We start from the raw sequence: 24316 nt of genomic DNA, 5'->3' as shown, positions 1-24316 counted from the left end.
GCGGATGGCGGGCGAAATCCCCACGGGCAGGATGCGCTGTGCGGCGGACTGCGGTGAGGAAGAAACGTCGGAACCGGCATTGTGCAGCGGATCGCCACAAACAAAAAGCCCCGGCCGGGGGCCGGGGCTTTTTGTGGTGGGCCGTGTCGCGGCCGTACCGGGGGCGCGTGGGCTTAGCCGCAGGCACCCACCGCGCCGCAGGCGGAGCAGAAGTCGCAGCCGTCTTTGCGGATCACGGTCATGTTGCCGCACTCGCTGCACAGGGAGCCTTGCATCACCTTGACGCCGCCCTTTTCGGGCGCGGCGCCGGGCACTTCAAGGATGCCCATTTCCCGGGTGGGGTAGCCGTGCTCGTCGAGGATGCCCAGCATGGCGTAGCGGTGCATGATCAGGCGGGCGATGTAGGCCACGGTGGAGGGCCAGTTCTGCTGCTTGTTGCTGCCGGGCACGCGGGCCATGAAGTCGCCCAGGGGCTCGGCGTAGTTGGTCAGCTTGCGCAGCTTCATGCCGATCCAGGCCGGATCCACGACGCGCATGTCGAGGGACAGCAGCTTGGTCAGGCCGTCCAGGGCGCGGGGATAGTGGCCGGACAGCCACACGGAGTAGGGCCGGGTGACGCCGTCGGGCAGGGTGATTTCCTTGACGCCCAGGACGAACTCCTCGCCGGAGGCCGGGTTGGTGATGTCCACCGTCCAGGACAGGGTGCCGTCGGTGCCGGTCTTGGGCTCGTCGCGGCTGAACATGGCGTCCAGCACGGGGGTGGCCTCGTCGCCTTCCAGTGCGCCGAGCTTTTCGCAGCGGTAGCGCACGGCCTGGGCGAAGGCGGACACCACGCCGGGCATCAGCTTGAGCTCGCCGACGGGCGGGAAGGGCATTTCGAAGGATTCCTCGCCCACGGTCTTGGCCAGCACGTCGAGCTTGAGCTTGAGGAAGGCCTTGTCGTTGGCGCGCATGTCCATGGACAGGGTCTTGGCCACGGCGCCCAGGCCACGGGGCTGCTCGGTGCCGTTCACCCACACTTCGAAGGGCAGGGCGCGACCCATGTCGTTCTCGGTCTGGCCGACGAACAGGGCGAACTCGCCTTGCGGGGTTTCGATCATGTAGGACCAGGCGGTGTTGCCGTCGGTCATGCGGGGACGGCCGGGCCAACGCAGGGAGGCCAGCACGGGGGCGGGCAGGGCGCCGATGGACATGCGGCGGTTGGCGCTGTCGATGGTGACGTCCTGGGGCTGCTTCTGGGTGCTGGCGGCACTGGCGTTGCTATCCACGGACAGCACCGAGCCCAGCACGCTGTTGGGACGGTAGGTGGCCAGGCCCTTGAGGCCGGACTTCCAGGCCTTCATGTAGAGGTCTTCGAAGTCGGCGTAGGGGTAGTCGGCGGGGACGTTCACCGTCTTGGAGATGGAGGTGTCCACGTAGGGGGCGACGGCGGCGACCATTTCCTCGTGGGCCTGGGCGGAGATTTCCAGGGCGGTGATGAAGTACTCGGGCAGCTTGCTGGTGTCGCCGCCCATGTGCTTGTACAGGCGCCAGGCGTAGTCCTCGACCGCGTATTCCTTGTGGGTGCCGTCGGCCATGCGCTTCTTGCGGGTGTAGGTCCAGGAGAAGGGCGGTTCGATGCCGTTGGAGGCGTTGTCGGCGAAGGCCAGGCTGATGGTGCCGGTGGGGGCGATGGACAGCAGATGGGAGTTGCGCAGGCCGTGCTTGCGGATCTGGTCCTTCACGTCCTGGGGCAGGCGGGAGGCGAAGTTGCCGCCGGAGAGGTACATGTCGGCGTTGAACAGGGGGAAGGCGCCGCGTTCCTTGGCCAGTTCGACCGAAGCCAGATAGGCCTTGTCGCGCATGAACTCGGAAATCTTGGTGGCCATGGCCTGGGCTTCGGGGGTGTCGTACTTCAGGCGCAGCATGATCAGGGCGTCGCCCAGGCCGGTGAAGCCGAGACCGACGCGACGCTTGTTCATGGCTTCCTGGTGTTGCTGTTCCAGGGGCCAGTGGGTGGCGTCGAGCACGTTGTCCAGCATGCGCACGGAGGTTTCGATCACCTTGGCGAAACCGGCGAAGTCAAAGCTGGCCTGGTCGCTGAAGGGGGCTTCGACGAACAGGGTCAGGTTGATGGAGCCCAGGCAGCAGCAACCGTAGGGAGGCAGGGGCTGTTCGGCGCAGGGGTTGGTGGCCTCGATGGTTTCGCAGTAGTAGAGGTTGTTGTCCCGGTTCATGCGGTCCAGGAACAGGATGCCCGGTTCGGCGTGGTCGTAGGTGGAACGCATGATCTGGTCCCACAGGTCGCGGGCGCGCACCTTGCGGTACACCCACAACCCGTCCTCGCGCTGGTAGGCGCCATCGGCCATCACGTCGGCGGAGGGCACGGCGCGGTGGCTCAGTTCCACGTCGCCGTCGGCTTCCACGGCCTTCATGAAGACGTCGGTGACGCCCACGGAGATGTTGAAGTTGGTCAGGTCGCCGCCATCCTTGGCGTGGATGAATTCCTCGATGTCGGGATGGTCGCAACGCAGCACGCCCATCTGGGCGCCACGACGGGAGCCGGCGGATTCGACGGTCTCGCAGGAGCGGTCGAACACGCGCATGTAGGAGACGGGGCCGGAGGCGCGGGACTGGGTGCCCTTGACGTGGGCGCCCACGGGACGGATGGAAGAGAAGTCGTAGCCGACGCCACCGCCGCGACGCATAGTCTCGGCGGCCTGTTGCAGGGCGGTGTAAATGCCGGGGCGGCCGTCCACCACTTCGGAGATGGAATCGCCGACGGGCTGCACGAAGCAGTTGATCAGGGTGGCGGTCAGGTCGGTACCGGCGGCGGAGTTGATGCGGCCGGCGGGAACGAAGCCCTGTTCCTGGGCTTCGAGGAAACGGGTTTCCCAATACACACGCTTGTCGTCGGCTTCAAGGGAGGCCAGGGCGCGAGCGACACGGGCGCGGACTTCATGGACATCGCGTTCATTGCCCTTGGCGTATTTTTCCAGCAGCACTTCGCCGGAAATCTCTTGGGGCAGGGGCAGGCCCAGTTGGCCGGTGTGTTGGTCTTGAGACGTTTCGGCAGTGTTCAGTTCTGTGGTCATCGATCAATCCCAAAGAAAGAAAAATTCTGGAAAAAAATGAAGCCGAAAAACAGCTAGGCGGGGGAGGATAGCCCGACCTTTTTTTGAAGAAAAGGAAAAATTTCTGCTTCTCGACAAAACAAAGACTTGCACTAAATATTGTGAGCGTTTGTAACGCTGACACTAGATATAGTAGGTTTGGTCGGTGAAAGCTTAAGGAGAAAAAGCCGGGAATTCAGGGGGTTGATCGGTCGACTTAAAGGGTCTTGGCAGGCACGAAAAAAAGAGATTCGTGCAAGTGTTTGATTTGACGGGATGCCGGCGCTGGCCGGAGAGGAAAAACCGGGGTGTGAATGCGGGTTTAGCGTCCCATGCGGGCACGCTCTTCCCGTTGGACGTGGGTGATGAGCAACTGCAATTCGGTTTCCTGGGCGGCGGTGATGTTCTCGAAGTTGCAGCCGAGGCGGATGGCCTGGCGGACGCCCCGGGTCACTTCGCCCATGTAGCAGACCTTGATGTCCACCTGGAGCACGCCCTGGTCCTTGATGTCGATGCGCGAGTCGGGAAAGACCGTGCCCAGTTCGCAGGGGATGGTCAGTTCCGGCGCTTCCAGGCCGATGCCGCCGATGCCGATGTCCACCGCTTCCAGCTCCATGGACTGGCCGTCGGCGGTGGTCAGGGTGCACAGCGGGCGCATGGTGAGGGGCAGGGACAGGCGGAAGAACTCGCGCCGTTGCAGGCGGATGTATTTTTCCGGTAGGTCGGCGGCGAAGGCGCGCCGACCGTTGTAGCTGATTTCCCGCACCGGGCCGGTGGCGAACTGGTTGCGCACGCCCTGGGGGCGGGAGATGAAGTAGTTCTTCGGGCTGTTCAGCAACAGGGCATTGGCTTCCTCGCTGCCGCCCCAGTCGAAGATCACCAGGTTCTCCTCCTCGTCGATGTCCAGCAGCACGGTGAGCATGGTGTTCTTGCCGCCGTCGAAGACGATGCTGGTCTGGGCGGCCTCGTTGATCAACTGGCGCATGTAGAACAGGATTTCCCGGCGAAAGGTGATGGTGTATTCGTCCAGGTTTTCTTCGGTCAGGATCATGGCTGGGCTGCGCGGGCGATGAAGCGTTCGGTTCGGTCGAGAATATGCGATTGGGTTGCGGCGTCGATGCTGTCGAAGAGTGTAACGTCGGACAGGGTATTGAACCAAGTCAACTGCCGCTTGGCGAATTGGCGGGTGGCGAAGATGCCTCGGTCGCGCAGTTCGTCGGCGCGCATTCTACCTTCCAGCAGGTCCCACACCTGGCGGTAGCCGACACTGCGCATGGCGGGCAGGCCTTCGTGCAGGCGGTATGTGCGCCGCAGGTTTTCCACTTCTTCCACCAGGCCGGCGGCGAGCATCGCCGTGAAGCGGTCGGCGATGCGCTGGTGCAGCCAGCCCCGGTCGGCGGGGACCAGGCCCATGGACAGGACCCGGTAGGGCAGGGGATTGCGCTTTTGCGCGGCGTAGAGGACGCCCATGGGTTGGCCGGAAAGGGTCACCACCTCCAGGGCGCGCTGGATGCGCTGGGCGTCGTTGGGGGCCAGGCGGGCGGCCGTTTCCGGGTCCAGGGCGGCCAGCTCGGCGTGAAGGGCGGGCCAGCCCCGGTCGGCGGCCCGGGCCTCGATCTCGGCCCGCAGCGCCGGGTCGGCCTTGGGCAGGTCGGCCAGGCCGTCCATCAATGCCTTGAAATAGAGCATGGTGCCGCCCACCAGCAGGGGCACCTTGCCCCGGGCCGTGATGTCGGCCATGAGGGGCAGGGCATCCTCGCAGAACTTGGCGGCGGAGTAGCTCTCTTCCGGGGTGATCAGGTCGATCAGGTGGTGGGGGTAGCGGACCAGGGTTTCGGCATCGGGCTTGGCGGTGCCCAGATTCATGTCCTTGAATACCTGGGCCGAATCGACGCTGATGAGTTCCACCGGAAAACGGTCGGCCATGTCGAACGCCAGGGCGGTCTTGCCGCTGGCCGTGGGGCCCATGAGGAAGATCGCCGGCGGTAGCCGACGATCTTCCTCATGGGGGCCTGGGGCCCCATGAGAAGGTGATTGCCCATCCCCCATCCCCTTCCCCGGGGGAAGGGGCGGCTGATTGGCGGCATCCAGCGGATGCCGTGGTTTTGCTTGTTCTGCCACGCTCTACTGCCCCCGCATGAACAGCTTGTCCAGGTCGGTCATGGACAGTTGCACCCAGGTGGGGCGGCCATGGTTGCACTGGTCGGCCCGTTCGGTGGCTTCCATGTCCCGCAGCAGGGCATTCATCTCGGGAATGGTCAGGGGGCGATGGGCGCGCACGGCGCCGTGGCAGGCCATGGTGGCCAGCAGTTCGTTGCGGCGGGCCTCGATGACCCTGCTGGCGGGGAACTCCTTGAGGTCCGCCAGCAGGGCGCGGATCAGGGTGGGCAGGTCACCGGCCGCCAGCAGGGCGGGCACGGTGCGCACCGCCAGTTCCTGGGGGCCGGCGGCGGCCAGTTCGAAGCCTAGCTGCGCCAGGTCCGCCTGGTGGTCGGTGGCGGTGGCCATTTCGCTGCTGCTGGCGTTGAGTAGCAGGGGCACCAGCAGGGGCTGGGTGGGGGGCGGGCCGGCGTCGAGCTGGTTCTTGATGCGCTCGTAGAGTATGCGCTCATGGGCGGCGTGCATGTCCACCACCACCAGGCCGGCGGCGTTCTGGGCCAGCACGTAGATACCGTGCAGTTGGGCGATGGCGTAACCCAGGGGCGGCGGACCGTCGGCGCCGGTGTCGGGCAGGCCCTGGGCAGGCGTCGTCGTGACGGGGGCGAACGCGGCCCTGGCGAAATCCAGATAGGACGCGCTGGCGGCTTGTTCCTGCACGCCCAGGCTGCCCTGATGGGGGCGGTAATCGGCGGAGAAGCTGCCGGCGGTGGGGTAGCGCACACCGTCTTCCTTCGCGGTGACGTCATCCGGGGTGGCCGCCGCGGCCACGGCGCTGACGGCGGAGCTGAGGGGCGCCGCCAAAGCCCGTTGCACGGCATGGAAAACGAACTGGTGTACGCCACGGCCATCGCGGAAACGCACCTCGGTCTTGGCCGGGTGCACATTTACGTCGACGCCGGCTGGGTCCATGTCCAGGAACAGGGCGTAGGCCGGGTGGCGAGCACCGTGGAGCACGTCGGTGTAGGCCTCGCGCACGGCGTGGGAGAGCAGCTTGTCGCGGACGAAGCGGCCGTTCACGTAAAAGAACTGGTCGTCCCGGGAGGCCTTGGAATAGGCGGGCAGGGCGGCAAAGCCGGTGAGGCGCAGGGGGCCGGCACTGACGTCGATGGACCGCACGTGGCCGAAAAAGTCTTCGCCCAGCAAGTCCCGGGTGCGTCGTTCCAGGTCGCCCTGGTTGTAACGGCGGCGCGGCGTGCCGTTGTGGCTGAGGCTGAAGGCCACGCCGGGGTTGGCCAGGGCCATGCGGCGCAGGGCTTCGTCGCAATGGGCGAATTCGGTGGCCTCGGTCTTGAGGAACTTGCGCCGGGCCGGGGTGTTGAAGTACAGGTCGGCCACTTCGATGACCGTACCCGCACCCAGGGCGGCCGGCTCGATGGTCATGGTTTCGCCGCGGATGCGGCTGGCCCGCTGGGCCTCCGCCGTGCGGGAAGTGATGCTGACCCGGGCCACCGAGGCGATGGAGGCTAGGGCCTCGCCGCGAAAGCCGTAGCTGGCGACCCGCTCCAGATCGTCCAGGCTGGCGATCTTGCTGGTGGCGTGGCGGGCCAGGGCCAGGGGCAGGTCCTCGGGGGGCATGCCGCAACCGTCGTCGGTAATACGCAGCAGCCGCACGCCGCCTTCCTCCAGGGCCACGTCGATGCGGCGGGCGCCGGCATCGAGGCTGTTTTCCACCAGTTCCTTGAGCACGGACGCGGGCCGTTCCACCACCTCGCCAGCGGCAATCTGGCTGATGAGCAGGTCGGGCAGGGGGTGGATGCGGGGGAGTTGGGAAGGTGTCGCCATGGAGGCCGGATTATCCCAGAGTCTCCGCGCCGGCGGGCTGTTAAGCTGTGCATCCCGCCATAGTTCTGAGAGGAATGACCATGCGTATTCTCCTTTGTGGCGCCACGGGGTTCATCGGACGCCATCTGGCCGAGCGGCTGCGCCGGGCCGGCCATGACGTCGTGCCCGCCAGTCGCCATCCCTTGCCCGGGGGCGTGGCCATGGACTACATGACGGATACCACGCCAGCCGCCTGGCTGCCCCGCTTGCAGGGCATCGACGCCGTGGTGAACGCCGTGGGCATCCTGATCGAATCCGCCACGGCGACCTACGACCCGATCCATCACCGTGGTCCCTCGGCCCTGTTCGACGCCTGCGTCCAGGCCGGGGTGCGGCGCGTGGTGCAGATCTCCGCCCTGGGGGCGGAAACCGCCACGACACCCTATTTCGCCACCAAATTGGCGGCCGAGTCCCACTTGCAGGGCCTGCCCCTGGATTGGCAGATCGTGCGTCCCTCGCTGGTCTATGGGCCCGATGGCGACGCGGCGCGGATGTTCCACCTGTTGGCGGCCCTGCCTGTGGTGAGCCTGCCGGCGGGGGGGCATCAATCGATGCAGCCGGTGCATGTGGACGACCTGGCCGAGGCGGTGCTGGCTCTGCTCCAGGCGGACGTCCCGGCGCGGCAAGTGGTGGAGGCGGTGGGCGCCCGCCCGGTGTCCTACCGGGAGATGCTGGCCTGTTACCGGCGCGGCATGGGCTGGGGCCCGGCCCTGGGGGTGCCGGTGCCGGGCTTCCTGGTGGCGCTGACGGCGAGGCTGCTGGATTTCGTGCCCGGCTCGGTGCTCAATAGCGACACTTGGCGCATGTTGCAGCAGGGCAGTGTCGGCGCGGCGTCGGCGCTGGCGACCATGACCGGCCTGCTGGGGCGGCTTCCCCTGGGGGTGGATCAATTCATCACCGCGGACAACGGCCCCGCCCTGCGCCGGGAAACCCTAGCGCGCTGGCGGCGTGTGCTGATACCGGCCCTGGCCGGCGCCTTTACCCTGGTCGTGCTGCTGGCCTGGCTAGCGTCGCGGGCGTCCTGAGGCAGAATGCCGGTCTTTGAAACCAAAACAATCAGGAGACATCATGAGTGACGCGAACTTCGCCACCTGCGACCTTTGCGACGAACACAAGAACGACAGCGACGGCGCCTTCCGCGTGCTGCCGCCGATCTTTCGCGACTTCGGCAAGCGCATCAAGTTTTCAGGTCCCGTCAGCACGGTGAAGTGCTTTGAGGACAACACCCTGGTCAAGGCCGCCGTGGATTCTCCGGGCAATGGCCGGGTGTTGGTGGTGGATGGCGGCGGTTCCCTGCGCCGCGCCCTGGTGGGCGGCAACCTGGGCAAGGCGGCGGCCAAGAACGGCTGGGCCGGCGTCGTGGTGTATGGCGCCGTGCGCGACAGCGCCGAGCTGGCCGAGTGCGACACCGGCATCCGCGCCATGGCCACCATGCCCCTGCCCACCGAGAAGCGCAATGAAGGGCAGAAGGACATCGCGGTGCAGATCGAGGGCGTCTGGATCCGTCCCGGCGACAGGCTCTACGCCGACGAGGACGGCATCGTGGTGATGCCCGCCTAATCCACCTAACGCCTCAAACGCCCACCCTGCGCGGAGCAGGGCGGGCATTCTCAGTGCTTGGCCGGGTACATGTAGTCCCGGGTCAGGGGTAGGTGGGGCTGGGCACCGGCCGCCGACTTGACCGCCAGGATCTGATGCAGGGCGATCCAGTGATGGCTGAAACCGTAGGTGCAGCCGGCCAAGTAGGCGCGCCAGATGCGGTAACGCTTTTCCCCCACCATTTCGCGGATCTGCGCGCCGTGGTTTTCGAAGCGCCGGCTCCAGTGGGCCGTGGTCAGGGCGTAGTGGCGGCGCAGGTTTTCCACGTCGCTCACTTCCAGGCCGGCGGCGGCCATTTCCTTGAGGGCGAAGCTCAGATGGGGCAGTTCGCCGTGGGGGAAAACGTAGCGCTCGATGAATTCGCCACCGCCCAGGGGCGTTTCGGCGGAGTCGGGGTCGGTGGAGGTGATGCCGTGGTTGAGGCAGAGGCCATCGTCCGCCAGTAGGTCGTGCAGCTTGGCGAAGTAGCCGCGCAGGTTTTTGAGGCCGACGTGCTCAAACATGCCGACGCTGACGATGCGGTCGAACTTGCCCGTCACGTCGCGGTAGTCCTGGAGGCGGATTTCCGCCCGGTCCGCTAGCCCCGCCGCCGCGATCCGCTGTTGGGCCACTTCCCGTTGGTGCTGGGACAGGGTGATGCCCACCGCTTCCACCTTGTAGTGTTCCACCGCCCGCTTGACCAGGGCGCCCCAGCCGCAGCCCACGTCCAGCAGCCGCTGGCCGGGTTTCAGGTGCAGCTTGGTCAGGATGTGGTCCAGTTTCTGGATCTGGGCCTGCTCCAGGCTGTCGCCGGGGTGGCGGAAGTAGGCGCAGGAGTAGAGCATCTCCGCGTCCAACCAGAGCCGGTAGAAGTCGTTGGAGACGTCGTAGTGGTAGGCGATGGCCTCGGCGTCGATCTTGCGGGTGTGGCGCACCATGCGCGGCCCGTGGCGCACCGGCTTGCCGCCGTGGGCGGAAATGCCCACCGCCACCGCGATCACGTCGTCGATGGCGCCCTCCACGTCGATCTCTTCATCCACGTAGGCCTGGCCGAGGGAGGCCATGGAGGGCCGCAGCAAATGGCGCAGGGCGGCGACGGACTTGAGGTGGATCGTGACCTTGGGTTCGGGGCCGAGGGCCACCTCGCCGCCGTTCCAGAGCTTGAGACGCAGGGGCAGGTGATGGTGGGAGAGGCGGGCGACAAAGTCGTTGAACCGTTTTTGCCAGAACATCCTGCGCTCCTTTACGACGAGCCCAAGCTTCCACCGGCCGTGGTGGGCACGGCCGGCGTCGGGTTTATTTCACCGGGCCGAACTCCACGGGGATCCAGCTATAGACGCCCTTGCCCTCGGCCCGGACGTGGCCCAGGCCGGGGAAGGGCAGGTGGGCGCCGGCCACCAGGGTGCGTTCCGCGGCGGTCTGGGCGAAGGTCTTGCGGCGGCTGGCGGCGGCTTGTTTCTGGTCGGTGTCGAACTCGATGGTCACGTCGGGCTTGGCGAACTGGACCGCCGTGCTGTGCACCAGGTCGCCCCAGAGCAGCAGTTTTTGTCCTTCCGATGTCAGCAGGTAGGCGGTGTGGCCCGGAGTATGGCCGGGGGTGGGCACCGCCGTGAAACCGGGCACCAGTTCGTCGCCCGGCTTGAAGGTCTTCCATTGGCCGGCGGCCTGCAAGGGCGCCGCGGCGTCGCGGGCCAGCTTGAAGAAGCCGCGCTTGCCCTCGGGTGCCTGGGCGGCGCTGTCGGCGGACAGCCAATAGTCGGCGTCGGCCTGGGGCACCAGGACCTTGGCCTTGGCGAAGGTGGGCTTGCCGTCGGCGCCGATCAGGCCGCCGAAGTGGTCGGCGTGGAGGTGGGTGATCAGCACCGCGTCCACCTGCTCGGGGCCATAGCCCGCCGCCTTGAGGTTGCCCAGCACCTGGCCCAGGGTGGGACCAAACAGCTTGGCGGCGCCGGTGTCCACCAGGACCAGTTGGCTGCCGGTGTTGATCAGGAAGGCATTCACCCCGGTCTGCATCTTCGGATAGTTGGCGAACAGGCGGGCCAGCAGGTGCTGGATTTCGTTGGGCGTGGCGTTCTTGAGCAGGGCGCTGTCCAGTTCGATGGCGCCGTCGAAGAGGGCGGTGACCTCGGCCTTGCCCACCATCAGCCGGTAATAGCCGGGGACCTGGGTCTTCACCTGGGGGGCTTCGGCCCGCACCGGGGCGGTCGCGAGCAGGCCGGCGGCGGCCAGGCCGAGGGAGAGGGCGGCGGCCTGGGCGAGTCGGGCGAGGCGGGGACGGAAATTCATGGCGGTCCTTTCTTGGCGGGGTGGGGAGGGGGTACTGTATAGCCTCACCATGACAGGAGCAATATGCCGGCGGCCAGCGGCCATCGGGTAAACTCCCGGGGTTTTATTTCTCGGCCCCACCCCGTGGAACTCATCGCCCAATTCTTCGACATCATCCTCCATCTGGACAAGTACCTGCCGCCCTTGATCCAGCAGTACGGGCTCTGGATTTACGCCATCCTGTTCGCCGTGATCTTCGCCGAGACCGGCTTCGTCGTGTTTCCCTTCCTGCCCGGCGATTCCCTATTGTTCGTGGCGGGACTGGTCTGGGTCCAGGCCGACATGGACATTGTCGCCCTGATGGCGGTGTTGTCTTTGGCCGCTGTCAGCGGCAACTCCCTCAACTACGCCATCGGCCGTTACCTGGGCAACAAGGTGTACCAGTGGCCCGACTCCCGTTTCTTCAAGCGGGCGGCCCTGGAAAGGACCCACGCTTTCTACGAGCGCCACGGCGGCAAGACCATCATCGCCTCGCGCTTCCTGCCCCTGTTCCGCACCTTCGCCCCCTTCGTGGCCGGTGTCGGCGCCATGCCCTTCGGCCGTTTCAGCCTGTTCAACGTGACCGGCGGCGTGCTCTGGGTCGCCTCCCTGACCCTGGCCGGGGTGTGGTTCGGCAACATTCCCGTGATCCGCAACAATCTGTCCCTGATGGTGGTGGCCATCGTGGTGGTGAGCCTGTTGCCCGCCGCCATCGGCTGGTGGAAGCACACGCGGCAGGTGCGCGCTTGAAAGCGGCGCTGCCCTGGGTCCTGGTCCTGGCGCTGGGGGCGTGCAGCACCAATCCCCAGCCGGGCAAGCCGTCTTCCCGGAGCGCCGGGATGGAGCCCAGCCAGCTGATCAAGTCGGACCTGGACCGGGTGTCCGAGGCCCATTTGCAAGATGCCCTGGCTTCCCTGCGGCTGCTGACCGAGAAGCTCTACAAGCGCAACCCGCGGGAGCTGAAAAAGAGCGGCTTCGCACGCGCCGAGGACGCGGTGGAGCGCCTGTTCGGCAGCCAGCACAACTGGCGCTTCCCCGAGTTGGGGGGTAAATGGGGCACCGACGCGATGCAGCTGGCCTTCAAGGCCGATTACGGCGGCGACCGGGTCTTTGCCCTGATGGCCGGCCTGGGGGGCATGACCCTGGCGGCCTTCGGCGACCGCTACGAGTTCTACCTGTTCAACGAATTGAATGCCCAGCGCTTGTACAACGCCGCCCGCAACGTGGAAATCGCCGTCTGGAAAATGGGCCATGACCGGGACGCCGAGGGCAATCTGCTGCTGCTGTCCAACGAGCTGGGACCGACGCCGAACCTGAGCTTCGAGCGGGAGTTCGGCAAGGTGATCGGCAATCTGGACACCCTGTCCCGGGTCATCGAGGACAAGACCAACCGCACCGTGGTCAAGGTGGTGCAGAGCATGGCCTCGGCGGTTTTCCTGCCGGTGGCCGCATTGAAGTAAGACGAGATGAAGAAGTACGTGATTTTGATTTCCGGCCGGGGCAGCAATATGCGCGCCCTGCTTGATGCCTCCCTGCCCGGCGTCTGCGCCGGAGTGATCAGCAACCGGCCGGGCGCGCCGGGCCTGGACTTCGCCCGGGACAAGGGGGTGGCGACCCGGGTGGTGGACCACAAGGCCTTCCCCGACCGGGATAGTTTCGACCGGGCCCTGATGGCGGAAATCGACACCCTGGCGCCGGACCTGGTGGTGTTGGCGGGCTTCATGCGCATTCTGACGCCGGCTTTCGTCCGCCACTACCAGGGCCGCTTGGTGAACATCCATCCCTCCCTGCTGCCCGCCTTCCCCGGCCTCGATACCCATGCCGCCGCCTTGGCGGCCGGCGTCCGCCTGCATGGCGCCACGGTGCATTTCGTCACCCCGGAACTGGACGTGGGCCCGGCGCTGATCCAGGCGGCCGTGCCGGTGCGGCCCGACGACACGGCCCAGGCCCTGGCCCAGCGCGTCCTGGCCCAGGAGCACCTGATCTATCCCCGTGCCGTGTCCTGGCTGCTGGCCGGCCAGGTGCGCCTGGAGGGGAACCGGGTGGCGTTCGACCTGCCCGCCGCCGACCTGGCCGGCGAGGCCTTGCGCTTCCCCGGCCCATGACTCCTTCCTGGCGTCGGCGCGGACTGCTGGCGGCGCTGCTGCTTTCCCTACTGCTGCACCTGGCACTGGTGACGTCGCCGGGCTGGCACCTGGGGCTACTGACGGCGGAGACGCCCGAGCTGCTGGAAGCCACCCTGGCACCGCCACCCCCGCCGCCGGCCCCCAAGCCGGCGCCGCCCAAACCCGCTCCCCGCCCCGCGCCGTCGGTGGCATCGACGCCAGTGCCGGGAAGCGTTTCCACCGCCGCGCCGACCCCGCCGGCGACGCCCGTCGCGGCGGAACCCAGCCCGCCGCCGGCGCTCCAGGCCAAGGCCGAGGAAGCACCGGAGGCACCGATTCCCCTGCCCCGTCGGGGCAAGATCCGCTTTGGCGTGTATAAGGGAGCAAGCGGTGAGCGCAGCCTGTTGGTGGGGCGCGCCATCCATGAGTGGCAGCACGACGGCAAGCGTTACCGCCTCAGCGCCACTACCGAGACCGTGGGCCTGGCCGCCCTGTTCAAGAACGTCAAGATCCTCCAGAGCAGCGAGGGGGGCTTCCTCAAGGGGGAATTGAAGCCTACCCTGTTCCGTCAGGATCGCGGCGAGGGCGACGTGGTGGAGTCCGCCTTCGATTGGGCCGCCGCCAGCGTGAGCCTGCAAAACGGCCAGACGGCGGCCATCGGCGAGGGGGCGGAGGATGTGTTGTCCATGTTCTACCAACTGATGCAAGCCGCCCAGCGCGGCGAGGGCTTCGTCATGGCGGTGGCCAATGGCCGCAAGGTGGAGCGCTATGCCTTCGAATGGCTGGGCGAGGAGCGGCTGGAGATCAAGGCCGGCCAGTTCCGCGCCTGGCACGTGCGGGTCCGCTCCGCCGTGGGCGGCGCCGGCGACGGCCGCGGTGTCGACGTGACCGAAGTCTGGCTGGGCAAGGAGGTGGCGGGTCTGCCGATCCGCATCCGCTATACCGACCGCAAGGGCGAGGTGGGCGACCAGATCGCCGAAGCCATCGAATACGACCAATGAGAAAAGAGAACCGAACTGTGAATGCATCTGCTTCCCGCAACAAGCCCGCCGCCGCCCAGCAACACCTGAGCGTGGGCCTGATCGACGACGCCCTGGCCGCCCTGACCGCGCTGCTGGATTTCAGCTTTCCCGCCGATGCGGTGCTGTCGCGCTTTTTCCGCGAGCACAAATCCCTCGGTCCGCGGGAGCGGGCCTTCGTCGCTGAGTCGGTGTATGCCGTGCTGCGGCGCAAGCGCAGTCTGGAGCGGGTGTGCGTGCTGAGCGGAGAAAAACCGACGCCGCGTCGTCTGTTTCTGGCCGCCCTGGTGCGCCACATGGGGCTCAGCCAGCGCCAGTTGAGCGACGTGCTGAAGAGCAAGGAACTGGACTGGCTGGCCACCCTCAAGGGACAGGACGAGACGGCGCTGACCCTGGCAGAGCAGGCGGATTTTCCCGACTGGCTGGTGGACAAGCTGCGGGCCACGCAGCCCGAGGCCAGCGACGCCGACTTTGCCGCCGGATTGCTCGCCCTGGCCCGCGGCCTCAACCAGCCGGCGCCCCTGGACCTGCGGGTGAACAGCCTGAAGGCCAACCGCGAGGAGGTGCTGGGCCATTTGCGCAACGAGGGCATCGAGGCCGAGCCGACGCCCTATTCGCCCCTGGGCATTCGCCTCAAGGGCAAGCCCTCCCTGGCCCGCCACGCCCTGTTCCTGACCGGGGCCTTCGAGATACAGGACGAAGGCAGCCAACTGCTGGGCCAGTTGCTGGCCCCCAAGCGCGGCGAGATGGTGGCCGACTTCTGTGCCGGCGCCGGCGGCAAGACCCTGCTGTTGGGCGCGCTGATGCGGTCCACCGGCCGGCTCTACGCCTTCGACGTGTCCGACAAGCGCCTGGCCAAGCTCAAGCCCCGTGCAGCCCGTTCGGGGCTGTCCAATATCCATCCGGCGGTGATCGCCAACGAGCACGACCAGCGCATCAAGCGCCTGGCCGGCAAGTTGGACCGGGTGCTGGTGGATGCTCCCTGCTCGGGCCTCGGCACCCTGCGGCGCAATCCCGATCTGAAGTGGCGGCAAAGTCCCGAGAGCGTGGCGGAGCTCACCGCCAAGCAGCGGGACATCCTGGCTGCGGCGGCCCGTCTGGTGAAAAGCGGCGGCCGCCTGGTGTACGCCACGTGCAGCCTGTTGGCCGAGGAGAACGCCGCCGTGGTGGATGCCTTCCTCGCCGCCCATCCCGACTTCAAGCGCCTGTCCTGCGCCGAGCTGCTGCACAAGCAGGGCATTGCCCTCGACACCGGCGAGGACCTGCAACTGCTGCCCCACGTCCACGGCACCGACGGCTTTTACGCGGCCGTGCTGGAACGGGCCTGACACATGGCATCGCGTCTCCCCGGCTGGTTGCTCGGGACGGCGCTGACCGTACTATCGTCGTTGCCGGCGGCGGCAACGACGACCCTGCCCGCGACCGGCTCGCTGGAGGTCGCCTTCTCTCCCTGGGACGACGCGGAAGGCCTGGTGCTGCGCACCCTGGCCGGGGCGCGTCATTCGATCCTGGTCCAGGCCTACGTGCTGACCAGTCGCAACATCGCCACCGCCTTGCAGGAGGCTAGGGCGCGGGGCGTAGACGTGCGCATCCTGGCGGATCGGGAGCAAATGGAGCGCAACGACAATTCCCTGGTGCCCTTCCTGGCCGACGCGGGTATTCCGGTGCGGCTGGAAACCCGCTACAGCGCGGCCCACAACAAGATCCTGGTGGTGGACGAGGGCCATGCCCATCCGGTGGTGGTCACTGGCAGCTACAACTTCAGTTGGTCGGCCCAGGCCCGCAACGCGGAGAACCTCATGGTGCTGCGGGACAACCCGCGCCTGGCGCGGCTCTATCGCGACAACTGGCTGCGCCATTGGCAGGAAGCCGAGCCCCTCGTCTCGACCGGCGGCGATGCGGGGGCGGTCGCGCCCGGTACCGGGGCGTCCCGGCGCGGTCGGGGCGACGCGACGCTCTGTCCCTGGCTCACGCCCCAGGAGCGGCGCGTGATGGAAGGTTGCCGCGCCCGCTAGTCCACGCGTCATTCCATTAGTTCGGTGCGAAGCGGTGCCGGCCGCTGCCCGTACGGCGGGCGTCCCTGGATACAGAAAAGAAAAAACGGATAAAAAAAACCCTGGTCGGAAGGACCAGGGTTTGAAACCAACCCCTTTGCGGGGCTGGAGGAGGAGACAAACTGATTAGGCAGCCTTCTTGGCCTTGGGCGCGGCGGAACCGACGGCCTTGACGGTGGCGCTGGTGGCAGCGGCAACGTTGGCTTCGGCGATTTCAGCCACTTGCTTGGCAGCCTTGTTGATGCTGTCGTAGGCGGAGTTGGCGGCAGCCAAGGCGGACTTGACGGCGGCCACGGCCACGTCGGAGCCAGCGGGGGCGTTCTTGGCGGCCTTTTCCAGCACGGTGCCGACGTTCTTGTTCACTTCGGCGTATTGGGCTTCGAACACTTTGCCCAGTTCTTCCTGGGTTTGGGTGGCGATTTCATAAACGCTACGGGAGTAAGCGACAGCCTTTTCCAGGGCGGGCTGGGCCAGGGTGGCTTGCAGAGCCACCAGTTCTTGCACGTCCTTGGCGGACAGCACGGTCTTGGCGCTGCTCACCACGTCTTCCAGCACGGAACGGGCGGTGTTCAGGTTCAGCGCAGCCAGGCGCTCGGCGCTGGCGAAGGCGGTGTTGGCGATGGTCAGCAGGGTTTCCACATTGGCCTTGTTGGCGGTGGAGAATTGCTCGGGAATAGCGTAGGTCATGGTGTTACTCCTAAATAAGAGAGAGGAAGTTTCCGTTGTCTAATGATTAGCTACTAGTACTGCGAGCTCCTGTTGGCTACCGGTTACATTTTCTTTGCATCCCTGAATTACCGGCTGTTGTGTTTATTGCGTTGCAACATGAGTTCATTATAGAACTGAAACTTTCCTTGTCAAGCACTTTTATTGCGTTGCACAAAAAAATGTTTGACGGTGTTAATTCTTTTTAATTCATATAGTTATGTAGTTTTTCTGCGGTGGGTTGCGATCATTTTGTTGTATCGCAACAGCATTTTCTGATTATTTATTTGTCCTGATTGCGGGGCTGGATGACGGCCCGTACCCGTTCCTGCTTGCCTGTGCTTACGGTGCCGTTGGGGCCGTTGGTGACGGTGTAGTTCTCCGATTTGGCGTCGTAGATGATGTATTGGCCGCGTACGTCGTCCTGGCCGCTCTTGACGTGGGCCTTGCTGAAGAATTCACTTTTCTCCGTCTTGCTGTCGTGCTCGATGCGTTCCGCCTCGCCTTCGACGTATTCGTTCTTGCCTTCGCGCTTCTGTTTGAACCAGGCCAGGCCGTTGGGGCCACCGGTGGCGACGCCCTTCTGGAAGCCGCCGCCATCTTCGACCACCACCAGCTTGTCGGACTTGATGATCAGGGTGCCCTGGGTCAGCACCACGTTGCCTTCGAAGACGTGGGTCTTCTTGGCTTCGTCCACGAAGACGCGGTCGGACTCCAGATTCACCGGTTTTTCCCGGTCGGCTTTTTCCGCCAGGGCGGGCAGGGCGGAAAAGGAGAGGGCGAGGGCGGTCAGACGCAGGAAGGGAGTGGCGTTCATGGGGTCGCTTTCTTGAAGGTGCCGTGGACACGCCCTTGCAGTTGGGCCGTCTTGTCTTTGCCGAGATATTCGATGCCGCTGCCGTGCATGACGTTGCCGCCACGGGTGATGGTGACGGGCACGCTGCCGACGGTGCGCTCGTCGTCGGGATAGACGGTCAGGGCCTCGGTTTCGATCAGGGTGAAGGGCATGGCGCCCACTGCGGGGCGGGAAACCCGGACGTTGCCCTTGAGCTGGATTTCCTTGCCGTCCTTGCTCAACCAGGCGGTTTTCGACACCACTTGGGTGGGCCGGTCGCTGCGGTGGATGGTGAGGTTGGGGGCCGTCAGTTCGGTGGTGTCGTCGTCGGGGAAGTGCACCATGTGCTTGGCCACCAGGGACTGGATCAGTTGTCCGGTTTCGTTGAAGCGGCGCACGGTGAAGTTGTCCACCATGTAGTCGGGGTCGTGGCGGGCGTTGGCGTTGTTGCGGGCCTCCTGCGCCGTGGTGGCTTTTTCCAGCCAATAGCTGAGACCGGCCACCAGGGCCAGCAGGGCGACGGGGAGCAGGGAGGCGCCGGAGATGCGCATCAGATGACCTTGGCCCGGAACAGGTCGTGCATGTTGAGGGCGCCCTGCAGGACGCCGTCGTCCACCACCAGCACCTGATTGATCCGGCCCTGTTCCATCATGGCGACGGCGTCCATCGCCAGGCGACGGGATTCGATGCTGCGCGGAGCCGGCGTCATCAGTTGTCCCACCGGAATCTGGCGCAGGTCGCCGTGTTTTTCCAGGGCGCGGCGCAGGTCGCCGTCGGTGAAGATGCCGGTGATGGCGCCTTGTTCGTCGGTGACCACGGTCATGCCGAGGCCGCCCCGGGTCATGGCCAGCAAAGCGGCGGGGATCGGTGTCGTGGCGACCACCACCGGTACCTCGGCGGCGGGCCGCATCACGTCGCTGACATGGGTCAGCAGCTTGCGACCCAGGCTGCCGCCGGGATGGGAGCGGGCGAAATCTTCGGCGCCGAAGCCGCGCAGGTCCAGCAAGGTCACCGCCAGGGCGTCGCCCAGGGCGAGGGCCGTGGTGGTGCTGGCGGTGGGCGCCAGATTGAGGGAACAGGCCTCCTGGACGACACCGGCGTCGAGGTGAATGTCCGCTTCCCGCGCCAGGGACGAAGCGGAGTTGCCGGTGACGGCGATCAGGGTGCTGCCCAGGCGGCGGAGGTGGGGCACGATGATCAACAGCTCGTCGTTTTCGCCGGAATTGGACAGGGCGATGAACACGTCGTCGGCGGTGACCATGCCCAGGTCGCCATGGACCGCCTCGGCGGCGTGCACGAAGAAGGCGGGGGTGCCGGTGCTGGCCAGGGTGGCGGCGATCTTGCGGGCGACGTGGCCCGACTTGCCGATGCCGCTGACGATGACGCGACCGCGACAGGCCAGCATGACCTGCACGGCCTTGACGAAACTGTGGTCGAGACGCTGTTCCAGGGCCTGCACCGCCTCGGCCTCAATGCGCAGTACGCGACGGGCACGGGCGAGGATTTGATCGGGGGAAGGCGCAGGAATCATGGGGAAGTGCGGTTATGATGAAGGCGGATTATAACCAAGCCCACTCTTCGCCCCGGATTGCCTCCGATGGATTCCGCCCTGACCCTCGTCCTCATCCTGCTGGCTTCCGCCGTGTCGGTGGTGGTGGTGTTCCGCCGCCTCAATTTGCCGCCGGTGCTGGGTTATCTATTGGTGGGGGCATTGATCGGGCCCCAGGCCCTCAATTGGGTGCCGGACACGGAAGTGGCCCGCCACTTGGCGGAGTTCGGCGTGGTCTTCCTGATGTTCACCATCGGCCTGGAGTTTTCCCTGCCGCGCCTGTTCGCCATGAAGCGCATCGTCTTCGGCCTGGGCGCGGTGCAGGTGGTGGCGACCCTGCTGCTTGCCATGGTGCTGGCCCGGGGCTTCGGCCTGCCCTGGGCAACCGGCTTCGCCCTGGGCGGCGCCCTGTCCATGTCGTCCACCGCTGTCTTGTCGCGTCTGCTGGCGGATCGGCAGGAGCTCGACTCCCGTCACGGCCAGGAGGTGATGGGGGTGTTGCTGTTCCAGGACCTGGCCGTGGTGCCCCTGTTGATCCTGGTGCCGGCCCTGTCCCAGACCGCCGGGGAAATGGCGGAAACCCTGTCTCTGGCTCTGGGCAAGGCGGTTCTTGCCCTGGTGGTGGTGGTGTTCCTGGGCCAGAAGTTGATGCGCGGCTGGTTTTTCGTGGTGGCCCGGGGTAAGTCCGCCGAGTTGTTCATTCTCAACGTGCTACTGATCACCCTGGGCTTGGCCTGGCTCACCGAGCAGGCGGGCCTGTCCCTGGCCCTGGGGGCTTTCCTGGCGGGGATGCTGATTTCGGAAACCGAGTACCGCTACGAGGTGGAAGAGGACATCAAGCCCTTCCGCGATGTCTTGCTGGGTCTTTTCTTTGTCACCATCGGCATGTTCCTCGACGCTTCGGTGGTGTTCCATCAATTGCCCTGGGTGCTACTGGTCTTGGTGCTGTTGCTCGGGGCCAAGCTCGGCATTGCCTGGGGAGCGTCCCGTCTGTTCGGCTCCAGCGCCGGGACTGCCTTGCGTAGCGGGTTGTGGCTGTGCGCCGGCGGCGAATTCGGCTTCGTGCTGCTCGCCCAGGTGCGGCAGGAACACTTGGCCGAAACGCCCGTGCTCCAGGTGGTGCTAGCGGCCCTGGTGCTGTCCTTGCTCTTGGCGCCCCTCATCGTTCAGGCTTCGGACAAGCTGGTGCTGCGCTTCGTGGCGTCGGAGTGGTTGCTGCGCTCCATGCAGTTGACCCAGATCGCGGCCCGTTCCATGGGCACCGAAAAGCACGCCATCCTTTGCGGCTATGGCCGGACCGGGCAACACCTGGCCCGCTTTTTGGAGCAGGAGAACATTTCCTGCATGGCCCTTGATCTCGACCCGGATCGGGTGCGGGAGGCCGCCGTGGCCGGAGAGACCGTCACCTACGGCGACTGCGCGCGACGCGAGACCTTGATCGCCGCCGGCATCGGTCGCGCCAACGTACTGGTGATCACCTTTTCCGACCGTCACGCGGCCCAGCGGGTGCTGCATCACGTGCGCGAACTGCGCCCCGACTTGCCGGTGGTGGTGCGGGCCCTGGAGGACAGCGACGTGGAGCGCCTGGCCGCCGCGGGCGCCACCGAGGTGGTGCCCGAAGCACTGGAATCCAGCGTGATGCTGGCGACCCACGCCCTGGCCCTGCTGGGGGTGCCCATGTCGCGGGTCATCCGTCGCCTGCGGGAATTGCGGGAGCAGCACTATGTCCTGTTGCGCGGGTTTTTCCATGGCGCCACCGATGTCGATCATCTGGACGAGGCCAGCCAGCCCCGCTTGCATGCCGTCACCCTGACCGAAGGCTCCTTTGCCCTGGGGCAGGCCGTGGCCGAGCTGGAGCTGGGGCAACTCGGTTGTTCGGTATCCGCGGTGCGCCGCCGGGGCAGCCGGGGCAGCAACGAGTCCTTGTTGATGGTCGGCGACGTGGTGGTGTTGCTGGGGGTGCCGGCAGCCTTGACCGCCGGCGAGGCCCGCCTGCTGCGGGGAAAGTAATCGGCCGTCAGGCCTAGATTGCCATGCAGACGGTGAAGGACTTACCGTCGCCGTAGGCGGCATCGCCGCCCTTGCTGCTGTCCCAGGTTTCCTGGGCGCGCACGGTGCCCTTGTCGGGGGCGCCATCGTCCAGCGTCAGATCCAATTGCTGTGCCAGCTTGCCGTTGATGCCGCTGGAACAAAGGTAGTAGTTGCCGCTCATGCCGACAATCGGTGCGGACATCTGCACCCCCAGTTGGCCCCCTTCGGCATTGGCGGGCAGGCTGGCCTTGGCGGCGTTGGAAAAGTCGATGGAGCCGGCGGCGAATCCGGCACCCCGGACATGCTGCCAGAACAGGACGTTCTCACTGGTGATGTCGGTGCTGTTCCATTGCCCTTCGATGATACCGTTGCCCTGGGTCTGGCCGCCGGCGCCGGCCTTCTTGAAGCCGGAAAAGCGGCTGTCGTCGGCGGCAGGGTCGTCCCCGGGCAGGCGCTTGAAGCGATCCTGATAGCCGTAGATGAACACCGGAACGGCGCGGAAGTCGTTGGCGAGGTTTTTCACCTTCGCGCTGTTGATCAGTTCCTGGCCCTTCAGCACGCCCGTCAACAGCAGGCCGATGATGACGAGGACGATGGCGATTTCCACCAGGGTGAATCCCTTTTGCGTGCCGGGCATGCCGCTCTCCTTGCGTTATGGAGGGAAAACGAAGAGGCTCAGGATATCACCATGTCATTTCCCGGGTTGGGGAAGGGCTTCGCGTATACTTGCCGGCCAGTCCGCGAGGCCGGACATTTTTGTTGGATCTGCTGATTTATGTGGTTTCGTAATTTGCGTGCTTTCCGCCTGGATGCGGGCTGGACATACGACCTGGAGCAATTGACGACCCTGCTGGACAAGGCGCGGTTCCAGCCCTGCGGGGCGACCGACCTGCAAAGTCACGGCTGGGTGCCGCCCCGGGGTATCGAAGGCGAGATGGTGATTTCCGTGGGGCGGCAGCAGTTGATTGCCCTCGGTAGCGAGCAGCGTCTGCTGCCGGGATCCGTGGTGCGCCAGCATGTGGCGGAACGGGTGGATGCCCTGGAACAGCAGCAGGGCTACAAACCCGGGCGTGGCCAGTTGCGGGAAATCCGTGAACAGGTGACGGCCGAATTGCTACCCCGGGCCTTCGTCCGGCGCCGGCTCACCTATGTCTGGATCGACCCCGTGGGGCGCTGGTTGGGCATCGATGTTGCCAGCGCCGCCAAGGCCGACGAAGTGGTCGAGCAGCTCAAATTGGCCCTGGATGCCTTGCCCTTGCTGCCCTTGCGTACGGCCCTGGCGCCGTCCACGGCCATGACCCAATGGCTGGCGGAGGGCGATGCGCCGGCCGGGTTCAGCATCGACCAGGATTGCGAATTGCGCTCGCCCCTGGAAGACAAGGCCACGGTGCGTTATTGCCGGCACTCCCTGGACGTGGAGGAGGTGCGCCACCACATCGAGGCGGGGAAGAAGGCGACCCGTTTGGCCCTGACCTGGGACGACAAGGTGTCCTTTGTTTTGACCGAGGATATGCACGTCAAGCGCCTGGCTTTTCTGGACGTGCTCAAGGAGCAATCCGAGCAGCAGGCCGGGGATGCCGAAGGCGCCCTGTTCGAGGCTGACCTGGCCATCATGGCGGGAGAGTTTTCCCGCTTTCTGCCGGCGTTGCTGGCAGCCTTGGGTGGCGAAGCGGAAGCCTGACGCCGCTGTTTCCTCCGGCCCAAGTAGTCGTCGATCTCGCGATCGACCAAGAAAAAAGCCCGTCCGAAGACGGGCTTTTTCGTTGAAGAAGTAAAAAGCTTACTTCTTCTTCTTGCCAGCAACCGCAGTCTTGAACCCTGCACCAGCAGTGAACTTGGGAACGGTGGTGGCGGGAATCTTGATCGATGCGCCGGTTTGGGGGTTTTTGCCAGTACGGGCAGCGCGCTTGGCAGACTTGAAAGTGCCAAAACCAACCAGAGTCACGGTGTCGCCCTTGGAGACGGCCTTGACGACGGCATTGATGATGCCATCCAGGGCCTTGCCGGCGGCAGCCTTGCTGATGTCAGCCTCTTTGGCGGCGATTTCGATCAGTTCCGCTTTATTCATAATCACTTCCTTTCCAGTGGGTGAAGGTCACATGACCTGAATGCGATTTTAACCACGTATTGTCTGGCCGTGGCAAGCGCTATATGCGAAATTCCGCACCATGAGAGGATTTGCGCAAGGTGGTGGAGAAAAACGCAGGCGGGGAGGGCCTTTCCAGAGATGGTGTCGTGCATTTTCATTGACCCCCCAGTCGCTTGACGGCTAAAATTCCGGCCCTTTGATATGCCCTCCACCGAGTTCCCCTTCCCATGAGACAGCGCCTCGTTATCGGCAATTGGAAGATGCACGGCCGTCTGGCCTCCAATCTGGGTTTGCTGCACGCCGTGAAAAATGCCGCTGGACGAGGTGTCGAGGTCGGGGTTTGCGTGCCCTACGTCTATCTGGCGCAAGCGCGTTCCGTGCTGGGTGGTTCGGCGGTGGCGTGGGGGGCGCAGGATGTTTCTGCGTTTGCCGATGGTGCCTTTACTGGCGAGGTGAGTGCGCCGATGTTGGCCGACCTCCAGTGCAAATATGTGTTGGTGGGGCATTCCGAGCGGCGTACCCTGTTTGGCGAAACCGATGCCGAAGTCGCGGCCAAAACCGCCGCTGCCCTGAAGGCGGGGCTGCGGCCCGTGGTGTGCGTGGGGGAGACCCTGGTTCAGCGCGATGCCGGCAAGACCGAGGCAATCGTGCTCGGCCAGTTGGATGCGGTCATCGGGCATTGCGGCGTCGCCGCCCTGGCTCGATGCGTGGTGGCCTATGAGCCCGTATGGGCGATTGGCACTGGCAAGACGGCGTCGCCGGAGCAGGCCCAGGACGTCCATGGCTTGATTCGGCACCGTGTCGCCCAGGCCGATGGTAAGGTGGCGGCCGGCTTGCAGATTTTGTACGGGGGTAGCGTTAAACCGGAAAGTGCTGCCCAACTGTTTTCTTGTCCGGATGTTGATGGTGGTTTGATTGGTGGCGCATCGTTGAAGGCTGAGGACTTTTTGGCCATTTGCGCCGCTGCTTGATTT

23 protein-coding genes are annotated in these 24316 nt (G+C 65.6%); 11 read left to right on the top strand and 12 right to left on the bottom strand.

The window, feature by feature from the left end; translation table 11 throughout:
- Window positions 1–173: 173 nt before the first annotated feature.
- From ACYQ2U_RS10385 to mutL, 4 genes are all read right to left on the bottom strand, one after another.
- On the bottom strand, window positions 174–3074 hold the full coding sequence (locus ACYQ2U_RS10385; protein ID WP_459950294.1) for an adenosylcobalamin-dependent ribonucleoside-diphosphate reductase: 2901 nt from the start codon (window positions 3072–3074) through the stop codon (window positions 174–176).
- A gap of 340 nt (window positions 3075–3414) precedes the next feature.
- Window positions 3415–4143: a flagellar brake protein gene (locus ACYQ2U_RS10380; protein ID WP_459950293.1), complete on the bottom strand. Its 729-nt coding sequence runs from the start codon at window positions 4141–4143 to the stop codon at window positions 3415–3417.
- The gene (gene miaA / locus ACYQ2U_RS10375) at window positions 4140–5060 is read right to left on the bottom strand and encodes a tRNA (adenosine(37)-N6)-dimethylallyltransferase MiaA (RefSeq protein WP_459950292.1); all 921 of its coding nucleotides are present in this window, start codon (window positions 5058–5060) and stop codon (window positions 4140–4142) included. The genes ACYQ2U_RS10380 and miaA overlap by 4 nt, the downstream gene beginning before the upstream one ends.
- A gap of 156 nt (window positions 5061–5216) precedes the next feature.
- Window positions 5217–7034 (bottom strand): DNA mismatch repair endonuclease MutL, encoded by a 1818-nt coding sequence (mutL, locus tag ACYQ2U_RS10370; protein ID WP_459950291.1) that lies wholly within the window; start codon window positions 7032–7034, stop codon window positions 5217–5219.
- Between the two features lie 80 nt (window positions 7035–7114).
- Here mutL and ACYQ2U_RS10365 point away from each other — a divergent pair, with 80 nt between their 5' ends.
- Both ACYQ2U_RS10365 and rraA read left to right on the top strand, forming a co-directional pair.
- A complete protein-coding gene (locus ACYQ2U_RS10365) occupies window positions 7115–8098 on the top strand; it encodes a complex I NDUFA9 subunit family protein (RefSeq protein WP_459950290.1) in 984 nt (327 codons plus the stop codon).
- A 43-nt stretch (window positions 8099–8141) separates the two neighbouring features.
- Window positions 8142–8633, top strand: a complete 492-nt coding sequence (gene rraA / locus ACYQ2U_RS10360; RefSeq protein WP_459950289.1) for a ribonuclease E activity regulator RraA — start codon at window positions 8142–8144, stop codon at window positions 8631–8633.
- Window positions 8634–8683: 50 nt separating this feature from the next.
- On the opposite strand, the gene ACYQ2U_RS10355 is transcribed toward rraA, so the two are convergent.
- Both ACYQ2U_RS10355 and ACYQ2U_RS10350 read right to left on the bottom strand, forming a co-directional pair.
- Window positions 8684–9883: a class I SAM-dependent methyltransferase gene (locus ACYQ2U_RS10355; RefSeq protein WP_459950288.1), complete on the bottom strand. Its 1200-nt coding sequence runs from the start codon at window positions 9881–9883 to the stop codon at window positions 8684–8686.
- 64 nt (window positions 9884–9947) lie between these two features.
- Complete coding sequence (locus ACYQ2U_RS10350) at window positions 9948–10937, bottom strand: MBL fold metallo-hydrolase (RefSeq protein ID WP_459950287.1); 990 nt, start codon at window positions 10935–10937, stop codon at window positions 9948–9950.
- A gap of 123 nt (window positions 10938–11060) precedes the next feature.
- Here ACYQ2U_RS10350 and ACYQ2U_RS10345 point away from each other — a divergent pair, with 123 nt between their 5' ends.
- Genes ACYQ2U_RS10345 through ACYQ2U_RS10320 form a run of 6 tightly spaced genes read left to right on the top strand, consistent with a single transcriptional unit; the run spans window position 11061 to window position 16094 of the window.
- Window positions 11061–11705: a DedA family protein gene (locus ACYQ2U_RS10345; RefSeq protein WP_459950286.1), complete on the top strand. Its 645-nt coding sequence runs from the start codon at window positions 11061–11063 to the stop codon at window positions 11703–11705.
- The gene (locus tag ACYQ2U_RS10340) at window positions 11702–12415 is read left to right on the top strand and encodes a hypothetical protein (RefSeq protein ID WP_459950285.1); all 714 of its coding nucleotides are present in this window, start codon (window positions 11702–11704) and stop codon (window positions 12413–12415) included. Before ACYQ2U_RS10345 ends, ACYQ2U_RS10340 begins: the two co-directional genes overlap by 4 nt.
- Before the next feature lie 6 nt (window positions 12416–12421).
- Window positions 12422–13060 (top strand): phosphoribosylglycinamide formyltransferase, encoded by a 639-nt coding sequence (gene purN / locus ACYQ2U_RS10335; RefSeq protein WP_459950284.1) that lies wholly within the window; start codon window positions 12422–12424, stop codon window positions 13058–13060.
- A complete protein-coding gene (locus tag ACYQ2U_RS10330; protein ID WP_459950283.1) occupies window positions 13057–14061 on the top strand; it encodes a DUF3108 domain-containing protein in 1005 nt (334 codons plus the stop codon). The genes purN and ACYQ2U_RS10330 overlap by 4 nt, the downstream gene beginning before the upstream one ends.
- Window positions 14062–14078: 17 nt before the next feature.
- Window positions 14079–15407, top strand: coding sequence for an RsmB/NOP family class I SAM-dependent RNA methyltransferase (locus ACYQ2U_RS10325; protein ID WP_459950282.1), 1329 nt, complete (start codon window positions 14079–14081; stop codon window positions 15405–15407).
- 3 nt (window positions 15408–15410) lie between these two features.
- Window positions 15411–16094 (top strand): phospholipase D family nuclease, encoded by a 684-nt coding sequence (locus ACYQ2U_RS10320; protein ID WP_459950281.1) that lies wholly within the window; start codon window positions 15411–15413, stop codon window positions 16092–16094.
- A 165-nt stretch (window positions 16095–16259) separates the two neighbouring features.
- Here ACYQ2U_RS10320 and ACYQ2U_RS10315 read toward each other — a convergent pair whose 3' ends face one another.
- The 4 genes from ACYQ2U_RS10315 to ACYQ2U_RS10300 form a co-directional block, all read right to left on the bottom strand.
- Window positions 16260–16820 carry a phasin family protein gene (locus ACYQ2U_RS10315; protein WP_459950280.1) on the bottom strand — a complete coding sequence of 187 codons (561 nt, stop codon included), beginning with the start codon at window positions 16818–16820 and terminating at the stop codon, window positions 16260–16262.
- A 301-nt stretch (window positions 16821–17121) separates the two neighbouring features.
- Window positions 17122–17655: a lipopolysaccharide transport periplasmic protein LptA gene (lptA, locus tag ACYQ2U_RS10310; protein WP_459950279.1), complete on the bottom strand. Its 534-nt coding sequence runs from the start codon at window positions 17653–17655 to the stop codon at window positions 17122–17124.
- The gene (lptC, locus tag ACYQ2U_RS10305; protein WP_459950278.1) at window positions 17652–18224 is read right to left on the bottom strand and encodes an LPS export ABC transporter periplasmic protein LptC; all 573 of its coding nucleotides are present in this window, start codon (window positions 18222–18224) and stop codon (window positions 17652–17654) included. The genes lptA and lptC overlap by 4 nt, the downstream gene beginning before the upstream one ends.
- On the bottom strand, window positions 18224–19204 hold the full coding sequence (locus ACYQ2U_RS10300; protein ID WP_459950277.1) for a KpsF/GutQ family sugar-phosphate isomerase: 981 nt from the start codon (window positions 19202–19204) through the stop codon (window positions 18224–18226). The genes lptC and ACYQ2U_RS10300 overlap by 1 nt, the downstream gene beginning before the upstream one ends.
- A gap of 66 nt (window positions 19205–19270) precedes the next feature.
- On the opposite strand from ACYQ2U_RS10300, the gene ACYQ2U_RS10295 reads away from it, so the two are divergent.
- On the top strand, window positions 19271–21232 hold the full coding sequence (locus ACYQ2U_RS10295) for a monovalent cation:proton antiporter-2 (CPA2) family protein (RefSeq protein ID WP_459950276.1): 1962 nt from the start codon (window positions 19271–19273) through the stop codon (window positions 21230–21232).
- 13 nt (window positions 21233–21245) lie between these two features.
- Here ACYQ2U_RS10295 and ACYQ2U_RS10290 read toward each other — a convergent pair whose 3' ends face one another.
- Window positions 21246–21890 carry a type II secretion system protein gene (locus ACYQ2U_RS10290; RefSeq protein ID WP_459950275.1) on the bottom strand — a complete coding sequence of 215 codons (645 nt, stop codon included), beginning with the start codon at window positions 21888–21890 and terminating at the stop codon, window positions 21246–21248.
- A 138-nt stretch (window positions 21891–22028) separates the two neighbouring features.
- On the opposite strand from ACYQ2U_RS10290, the gene ACYQ2U_RS10285 reads away from it, so the two are divergent.
- Entirely contained in the window at window positions 22029–22934 is a 906-nt protein-coding gene (locus tag ACYQ2U_RS10285) for a recombination-associated protein RdgC (protein ID WP_459950274.1), read from the top strand.
- A gap of 99 nt (window positions 22935–23033) precedes the next feature.
- Here ACYQ2U_RS10285 and ACYQ2U_RS10280 read toward each other — a convergent pair whose 3' ends face one another.
- On the bottom strand, window positions 23034–23321 hold the full coding sequence (locus ACYQ2U_RS10280) for an HU family DNA-binding protein (protein WP_459950273.1): 288 nt from the start codon (window positions 23319–23321) through the stop codon (window positions 23034–23036).
- 248 nt (window positions 23322–23569) lie between these two features.
- Between ACYQ2U_RS10280 and tpiA the strand changes: the two genes are divergently transcribed.
- On the top strand, window positions 23570–24313 hold the full coding sequence (gene tpiA / locus ACYQ2U_RS10275) for a triose-phosphate isomerase (RefSeq protein WP_459950272.1): 744 nt from the start codon (window positions 23570–23572) through the stop codon (window positions 24311–24313).
- Window positions 24314–24316: the final 3 nt, after the last annotated feature.

Source organism: Denitratisoma sp. agr-D3, assembly GCF_054658675.1.
Note: the sequence above shows the minus strand (reverse complement) of the source record. Positions and strands in the feature narration are given on the sequence as shown.